We start from the raw sequence: 6,702 nt of genomic DNA, 5'->3' as shown, positions 1-6,702 counted from the left end.
GGCCGGCCCGCCCGGCCCGGTGGCGCGCCCGGCCGCCGGAGGCTCCCGGTCAGCCCGGGTAGCTCGGCAGCACCCCGTGACCGTCCGCCTTCCACTGCGCCGCGGCGCCGCCGGAGAGCGAGTAGACGGTGTGGTCCTGGTCCTTGGAGTCGGCGAGCACCTGCGCGGTGCGGTCCTCCGAGGCGGCCACCGCGGTCATCCCGTCCACCGCCTGCAGCGTGGCCGCGTTGTCCGGGCCGGCCGAACCGTCGGTCGGCACGTAGTGCAGCTGCTGCACGCCCTCGCTCTCCCGGCCGAGCGCGAGCAACTGGTCCGGGTCGGCCCAGGCCACCGAGGTGACGTCGGCGAGCTGCGGGGCGATCGGCCGCACCGCGGTGATCGTCGCGGGCGCCGGCCCGGCGCCGCTGCGCACCACCAGGCCGATGGCCAGGCTGCGGGTGCGGGTCACCGGGTCGAGCAGCAGCAGGGCGGCCCGGGTCCCGTCGGAGGAGAGCTTGACGGTGTCCACGGTGTCGCCGGTGTCCTCGACCGGCAGCTGCACCGGGACGGGGGCGAAACGGTTCTGCCCGTGGACCATCAGGTACACCTGCGACGCGGCCGGGTTGCGGTCCACCACCCAGAGCCCGCCGAGGCCGTCCCAGCTGGGCGAGCCGAGCCCCTGGCCGTTCGGCGCCAGGCTGGTGATCAGCGCGCTGCCGAGCTGCTTGGCGCTGTCGTCCAGGTTGGCCAGGTAGAGCGCCCGGCCGTCGCCGCTGACCACCGCGGCGGCCTTGCCGTCCCGGCGGACGGCGAACGGGCCGAGCTGACCGCCGCCCGGCCGCAGCGCGGCGGGCAGTCCGGTCGAGCCGAGCACCCCGGCGACCGCGGCCGAGCTGTCCAGTCGGACCAGCTGCCCGGTGTCCGCGTTGCGGGCGTACGGCAGGTCGGTGGCGGACCCGCCGGTCAGGCTGCCCGGGGCCCAGGAGGAGCCCTTGGCCTCGGCGGTGCTGAAGAAGCAGCCGCCGCGCGCGGCGTTGAGCGTGACCTTCTCGATCGAGCCGGGGCCGCTCACGCTCAGCAGCGTGAAGTAGAGCTGCGCGGCCATCTGGTTGCACTGCGACTCACTGGTCTGGAAGTCGACCCCGTTGACCTTCAGGGTCGGGTTGCGCGGGTCGTCGGTGTTGACGGTGGCAGCCGGGTCGGCGCCGTCGAAGGCCGAGCGGACCGCGGGCCGCAGCCAGTCCGAGGGGCCCTTGGCCAGCGCGAGGGCCGCGGCCGAGGCCGGGTCGATCCGCCGCCGTACGAAGATCGGGTCCGGCACCAGCACCGACTGGTCCGACCCGGTGTTGCCGGCCGGCAGCCCCGGGTCGGGCAGCGTGAAGAAGTAGCGGTCGGCCTGCTGGTAGGCGTTGCGGAAGTTGGTCAGGTTGAGGATCAGCTCCGAGGGCAGCTCGCTGATCCGCCACTGCGCCCGGGCCGCCGTGTCCTTGCCGTCCTTGCCGGAGTCCTTGGCCACGTTGATCAGCTTGAAGGTGGCGTCGTACTGGTCGTTCTTGGCGTCCTGGGCCCGGTAGGTGTGCCGGGCGTCCAGGCTGCCCGTCTCCTGCTCGTGCAGGGTGACGGTGGCGTGGTCGGGATCGCCGTCGCCGGGCGCGGCGATCGGGCGTATCTCGTTGAGGATCACCGCGCCGCTGTCCGGCTGCCAGGTGTTGACCGCTTCTGGGGTGAGGTACTCGCGGGCGGTCTGGTAGTCGTGCTCGTCCGAGATCGCGGCGTCCAGGAAGTCCTGCAGCACCTCGCGCGGCGACTGCCCGTCGCGCGGCGGCACCGGGATCACCCGGACCTGGACGCCCTGGTCGGCCCCGGAGGGCGGGCGGACCGGTTCGGGCCCGCCGCTGTCCGGCATGGTGGCGCAGCCCGCCGCCAGCAGTACCGCCGGCGCGACCACCAGGGTCCCCGCCCAGCGCCGGCTAGTCCTGCCGCTGCTCCCCACCCCGCGCCCCCTTCGCGCTCGTCCGGTCGCCCTGCCCGGCCTGATCGTCCACTGCCTGTTCGTCCACCGCCCGCTCGTCGCTCGGCCGCTCGGTCGCCGCCGAGCCGTCCGGTGCGGAGCCCTCGCCCTCGGGCGACCGCAGCCGCGCGGGGTCCACCACCACCTGGGCGCCGGTGGCACCGTACCCGCCGCTCGCCGAGCTCACGTCGGACGGGTCGGCGACCACCGGTGCCTGGGGCAGCCGGCGCGGGCCGAGGCCGCCGCCGATGCTCAGCACCCCGCCGAGGCCGGGCCCGAGCCCGCCGCCCACACCGCCGGGGGTCTCCGGGATCACGGTCGGCTCGCCGCTGGCGGTCAGCGCGGTCGCCCCGGCCGGCAGCGCCCGCCGGTACGGGGTGCCCTGGGCCCGCAGGCCCCGGTTGTACCGGGAGTCCTCCGGCTCCAGCCGGAACGGCGCCCGGCCGATCTCGCCGCCGCGGGTGCGCGGCAGGGTGAGCCGGAAGTGCGAGCCGCCGCCGGGCTCGCCCCAGGCCTGCAGCCACCCGCCGTGCAGGTGGGCGTCCTCCACCGCGATGGAGAGGCCGAGCCCGGTGCCGCCGGTGGTCCGCACCCGGGACGGGTCGGCCCGCCAGAACCGGTGGAACACCCGGGAGGCCTCGCCGGGCTTGAGCCCGATGCCGTAGTCGCGCACGCCGACCGCGACCGCGCCGTCGGCCGAGCCGAGCCGGATCACCACGTCCCGGCCCTCGCCGTGCTCCAGCGCGTTGACCACCAGGTTGCGCAGGATCCGCTCGATCCGGCGCGGGTCGACCTCGGCCACCACCGGCTCGTCGGCGCCGCGCAGCAGCACCGCGCTGCCCTTCAGCCGGGCCAGCGGGTCGGCCGACTCGACCACCCGGTGCACGATGTCGCGCAGGTCCACCGGCTCGGCGTCCAGCACCGCGGCGCCCGCGTCGAACCGGCTGATCTCCAGCAGGTCGGCCAGCAGCGACTCGAACCGGTCCAGCTGGCCCTGCAGCAGCTCGGCCGAGCGGGCCGCCATCGGGTCCAGGTCCTCGCGGCTGTCGTAGATCAGGTCGGCGGCCATCCGGACCGTGGTCAGCGGGGTGCGCAGCTCGTGCGAGACGTCCGAGACGAACCGCCGCTGCACCCGGGAGAGCTCCTCCAGCTGCCGGATCTGCGCCTGCAGCGCGTCGGCCATCCGGTTGAAGGACTCGCCGAGCCGGGCGATGTCGTCCGTGCCGGTGACCTTCATCCGCTCCTCGAGGTGGCCGTCGGCCAGCCGCTCGGCGATCCCGGCGGCCATCCGCACCGGGGTGACCACCTGGCGGACCACCAGCCAGGCGGTGCAGCCGACCAGCACCACGATGAACACCCCGGCGGTCGCCACGGTACCCGTCACCAGGCTCATCGCGTTGTCCTCCTGGGCGAAGGAGAACGCGAAGTAGAGCTGGTACTTGGTCTTGTCGGGACCGGTCAGCTGCTTGCCGATCACCAGGCCCGGCTCGGTGTGCGTCTGACCGCCGGTGCCGCGGTGGATCGTGGTGGTCTGCTCGTGCGCCACCGAGTCGTCGGCGGCCACCTGGGCCTGCAGGTCCTGGGAGATGCTCGCGTAGTTGACGTCACCGGAGGCCCGGATCACCAGCGGCGGGGCGCCCGGGTCGGGCGACGGCACCAGGCCGATCACCGAGTACACGCCCTGGCCGCCACTGGCCAGGCTGGCCACCTGCTCGGAGAGCCAGGTGCCCGGCTCGGTGGGGCTGGTGGCGTTCGGGTCGGTGCTGCTGCCGGCCTTGGACCGCTGCTGGGCGAGCGCGTCGCTCTGCTGCTGGGCGGTGGTGAAGCCGCCGCTGGCCTGGTTCTCGGCCGCGCGCTTCTTGGTGTCCAGCAGGCCGGTGCGCACCTGGGCCATCACCACGAAGCCCAGCACCACCACCAGGGCGACCGAGAGCAGCATGGTGGCCGCGACCACGCGCAGCTGGATCGAGCGGCGGTAGAGCGCGGTGGCCCGGTGGAAGGGTCGCCGCAGCCGACGACCGAGCCGGCCGAGCGGCGAGGACGGGTGCCCGGCGCGGGTCTGCCGGTACTGCGCCTCCCCGCCGGCCGCGGGGCCGGACGGGGAGGGATGAACCTGGTCCGACACGTCAGCTGGGCCCGGCCTTGTAACCGACACCGCGGACGGTGACCACGATCTCCGGGCGCTCCGGGTCCTTCTCGATCTTCGAGCGGAGCCGCTGCACGTGCACGTTCACCAAGCGGGTGTCCGCCGCGTGCCGGTAGCCCCAGACCTGCTCCAGCAGCACCTCGCGGGTGAACACCTGCCAGGGCTTGCGGGCCAGCGCGACCAGCAGGTCGAACTCCAGCGGGGTGAGCGGGATGCCGCGCCCGTCGCGCTTGACCGAGTGGCCGGCCACGTCGATCACCAGGTCGCCGATGGTCAGCTGCTCGGGGGTGGGCTCCTCGGCGCGGCGCAGCCGGGCGCGGACCCGGGCCACCAGCTCCTTGGGCTTGAACGGCTTGACCACGTAGTCGTCGGCGCCGGACTCCAGGCCCACCACGATGTCGACCGTGTCGGTCTTCGCGGTGAGCATCACGATCGGCACCCCGGACTCGGAGCGGATCTGCCGGCAGACGTCGATGCCGTCGCGTCCGGGCAGCATCAGGTCGAGCAGCACCAGATCCGGCTTGGTCTCGCGGAAGGCGGCCAGCGCCTTGTCCCCGTCCGCGACGAAATACGGCTCAAAACCTTCACCACGCAGCACGATGCCGAGCATCTCGGCGAGTGCGGTGTCGTCATCTACGACCAGGACGCGACCTTTCATGCGCCCATCCTCTCATTACCGGATTGTGACCTGCCGCACACCCGTGCCCCTGAACCGGCCGGCAGGCCGGCATTCCAGCGCATATCCACCCAAACTCCCGAGTTCCGTGTTCCGGTCGACACCGTTGTCGATCAGCAACCGGGCACCCCTGGGGCACCTGCGGCCACCATGGCACGATGGGCGACACACATTTTGCGCCGCACCACCATCCTGGGGCACCGCCCCCCGCCGAGGAGCAGTGATGACCGACACGCCGGGCTGGGTATCCCCCAGCGGCTCCGGGACCGATCCGGAGGACAACCGCCCGTCGGCCCCCGCCCCCGCCGTCCCGGCGCCCGCTGCCCCTCAGGACACCGCTCCGGCCACCACGCCGGACACCGCGCCGAAGCCCGCTCCGGAGCCCGCGGCGGTGGCCGCGGCCCCCGCCGCACCCGCACCGCAGCCCGCCCCCGCCCCCGGTTGGGGCGCGCAGCCGGGTTGGGGCGCACAGCCCGGCTGGGGGGCGCAGGCCGGCTGGGGCGGCGCGCAGTCCGGCTGGTTCGCCCCGCCGCCCACCCCCAAGCCCGGCGTGATCCCGCTGCGCCCGCTCGGCGTCGGCGAGATCCTGGACGGCTCGATCTCCACCGTCCGCCGGCACTGGCGGACCGCCCTGGGGCTCTCCCTGGTGGTCGCCGTGCTCAGCCAGACCCTGGTCGCCCTGATCACCTGGTTCAGCCAGCACTCCACGAACGACAACGTCACCGCGCCCGTGGTCGGCGGCGTCGGCCTGCTGCTCAGCGCGGCGGCCGGGCTGGTGATGTCGGCGCTGCTGACCATGGTGGTCAGCAGCGCGATCCTCGGGCAGGACGTCACGGTGAGCACCGCCTGGCGCGCGGCCAAGCCGCAGCTGTGGCGCCTGGTCGGGCTGAGCGCCCTGGTGATGGTGATCGTGCTGGGCATCCTCGCGCTCGCCACCGTCCCGCTGGTCGTGGTCAGCGCGGTGACCCACGACGCCCGGACCACCGCCGTGGTCGGGATCCCGCTGCTGCTGGTCGGCGTGCTCGTCGCCGTCTGGATGTACGTCCGGCTCTCGCTCGCCACGCCCGCGCTGATGCTGGAGAAGCAGGGCATCAAGGCCGCGCTCGGCCGGTCCGTCAAGCTGGTCCGCGGCACCTGGTGGCGGATCCTCGGGATCACCGTGCTCGGCTTCGTCCTGTCGTCGATCCTGGCCTCGGTGATCACCACCCCGTTCCGGATCCTGGCCGGCGTGGTGACCGGCTCCGCGCTCGACGCGCTCGGCGGCAGCCCGGACCACCCGCAGTCGGTCGTCGCCCTGGTGCTGATCGGCATCGGCGGGGTACTGGCCGCCACGCTCACCGGCCCGGTCCAGGCCGGCATCAACGTGCTCCTCTACGTCGACCAGCGGATCCGCCGCGAGGCGCTGGACCTGGAGCTGGCCCGGGCGGCCGGCCTGCCCGAGTACGGCGGCACCGGCTGGGCCGGCCAGGGCAGCGGGGCGGCCTGAGCCCGATGCTCTCCTGGGGGGACCGGGTCACGATCGTCGCCGACGGCGCTCCCGTGACCACGCCGCGCGGCCCGGCGCAGCAGGACGCGAAGCTGGAACTGCTCAAGCCCGAGTACCACCGGCACGACCCGAGCCTGCTGCAGCGGATCAGCAGCTGGCTCTGGGACCGGCTGGACGACCTGCTCGGCCGGCTCGGCAGCGCCGTGACCGACGGCAGCACCGGGCTGATCCTCTTCATCGTGCTCGCCGTGCTGGTCGGCGCCGCGCTCTGGTGGCGCCTGGGCCGCCCGCGCCGCGCGGCGCGCACTGCCGCCACCGCGCTGTTCACCCCCGGCGGTCCGCGCAGCGCCGAGCAGCACCGGGCGGCCGCCCACCGGCACGCGGCCGGCGGCGACTTCGCGGCC

The 6,702-nt window shown here is 74.4% G+C and carries 4 protein-coding genes and 1 pseudogene; 2 read left to right on the top strand and 3 right to left on the bottom strand.

What is annotated here, in order from left to right:
• Nucleotides 1–49 precede the first annotated feature (49 nt).
• From ACQRUO_RS38020 to mtrA, 3 genes are read right to left on the bottom strand one after another with little or no spacing between them, the layout of a single operon-like run.
• Nucleotides 50–1,972: an LpqB family beta-propeller domain-containing protein gene (locus ACQRUO_RS38020; RefSeq protein WP_428320748.1), complete on the bottom strand. Its 1,923-nt coding sequence runs from the start codon at nucleotides 1,970–1,972 to the stop codon at nucleotides 50–52.
• Nucleotides 1,950–4,115, bottom strand: coding sequence for an MtrAB system histidine kinase MtrB (mtrB, locus tag ACQRUO_RS38015; RefSeq protein WP_428320747.1), 2,166 nt, complete (start codon nucleotides 4,113–4,115; stop codon nucleotides 1,950–1,952). Before mtrB ends, ACQRUO_RS38020 begins: the two co-directional genes overlap by 23 nt.
• A 1-nt stretch (nucleotide 4,116) precedes the next feature.
• The gene (gene mtrA, locus ACQRUO_RS38010; protein ID WP_035848644.1) at nucleotides 4,117–4,794 is read right to left on the bottom strand and encodes an MtrAB system response regulator MtrA; all 678 of its coding nucleotides are present in this window, start codon (nucleotides 4,792–4,794) and stop codon (nucleotides 4,117–4,119) included.
• Between the two features lie 241 nt (nucleotides 4,795–5,035).
• On the opposite strand from mtrA, the gene ACQRUO_RS38005 reads away from it, so the two are divergent.
• Entirely contained in the window at nucleotides 5,036–6,298 is a 1,263-nt protein-coding gene (locus ACQRUO_RS38005) for a glycerophosphoryl diester phosphodiesterase membrane domain-containing protein (protein ID WP_428320746.1), read from the top strand.
• A 5-nt stretch (nucleotides 6,299–6,303) separates the two neighbouring features.
• Nucleotides 6,304–6,702, top strand: a pseudogene (locus tag ACQRUO_RS38000) (DUF4129 domain-containing protein); the annotation flags it as partial.

Origin of the sequence: Kitasatospora sp. LaBMicrA B282 (genome assembly GCF_050325825.1) — a bacterium.
Taxonomy (GTDB): domain Bacteria; phylum Actinomycetota; class Actinomycetes; order Streptomycetales; family Streptomycetaceae; genus Kitasatospora.
The sequence above is the reverse complement of the archived record's forward strand: the minus strand, read 5'-3'. Positions and strand labels throughout refer to the sequence as shown.

What these genes read in the sequence shown, in the direction of transcription:
- mtrA (WP_035848644.1), bottom strand. Translation starts at nt 4,794, where the DNA reads ATGAAAGGTCGCGTCCTGGTCGTAGATGACGACACCGCACTCGCCGAG.
- ACQRUO_RS38005 (WP_428320746.1), top strand. Translation starts at nt 5,036, where the DNA reads ATGACCGACACGCCGGGCTGGGTATCCCCCAGCGGCTCCGGGACCGAT.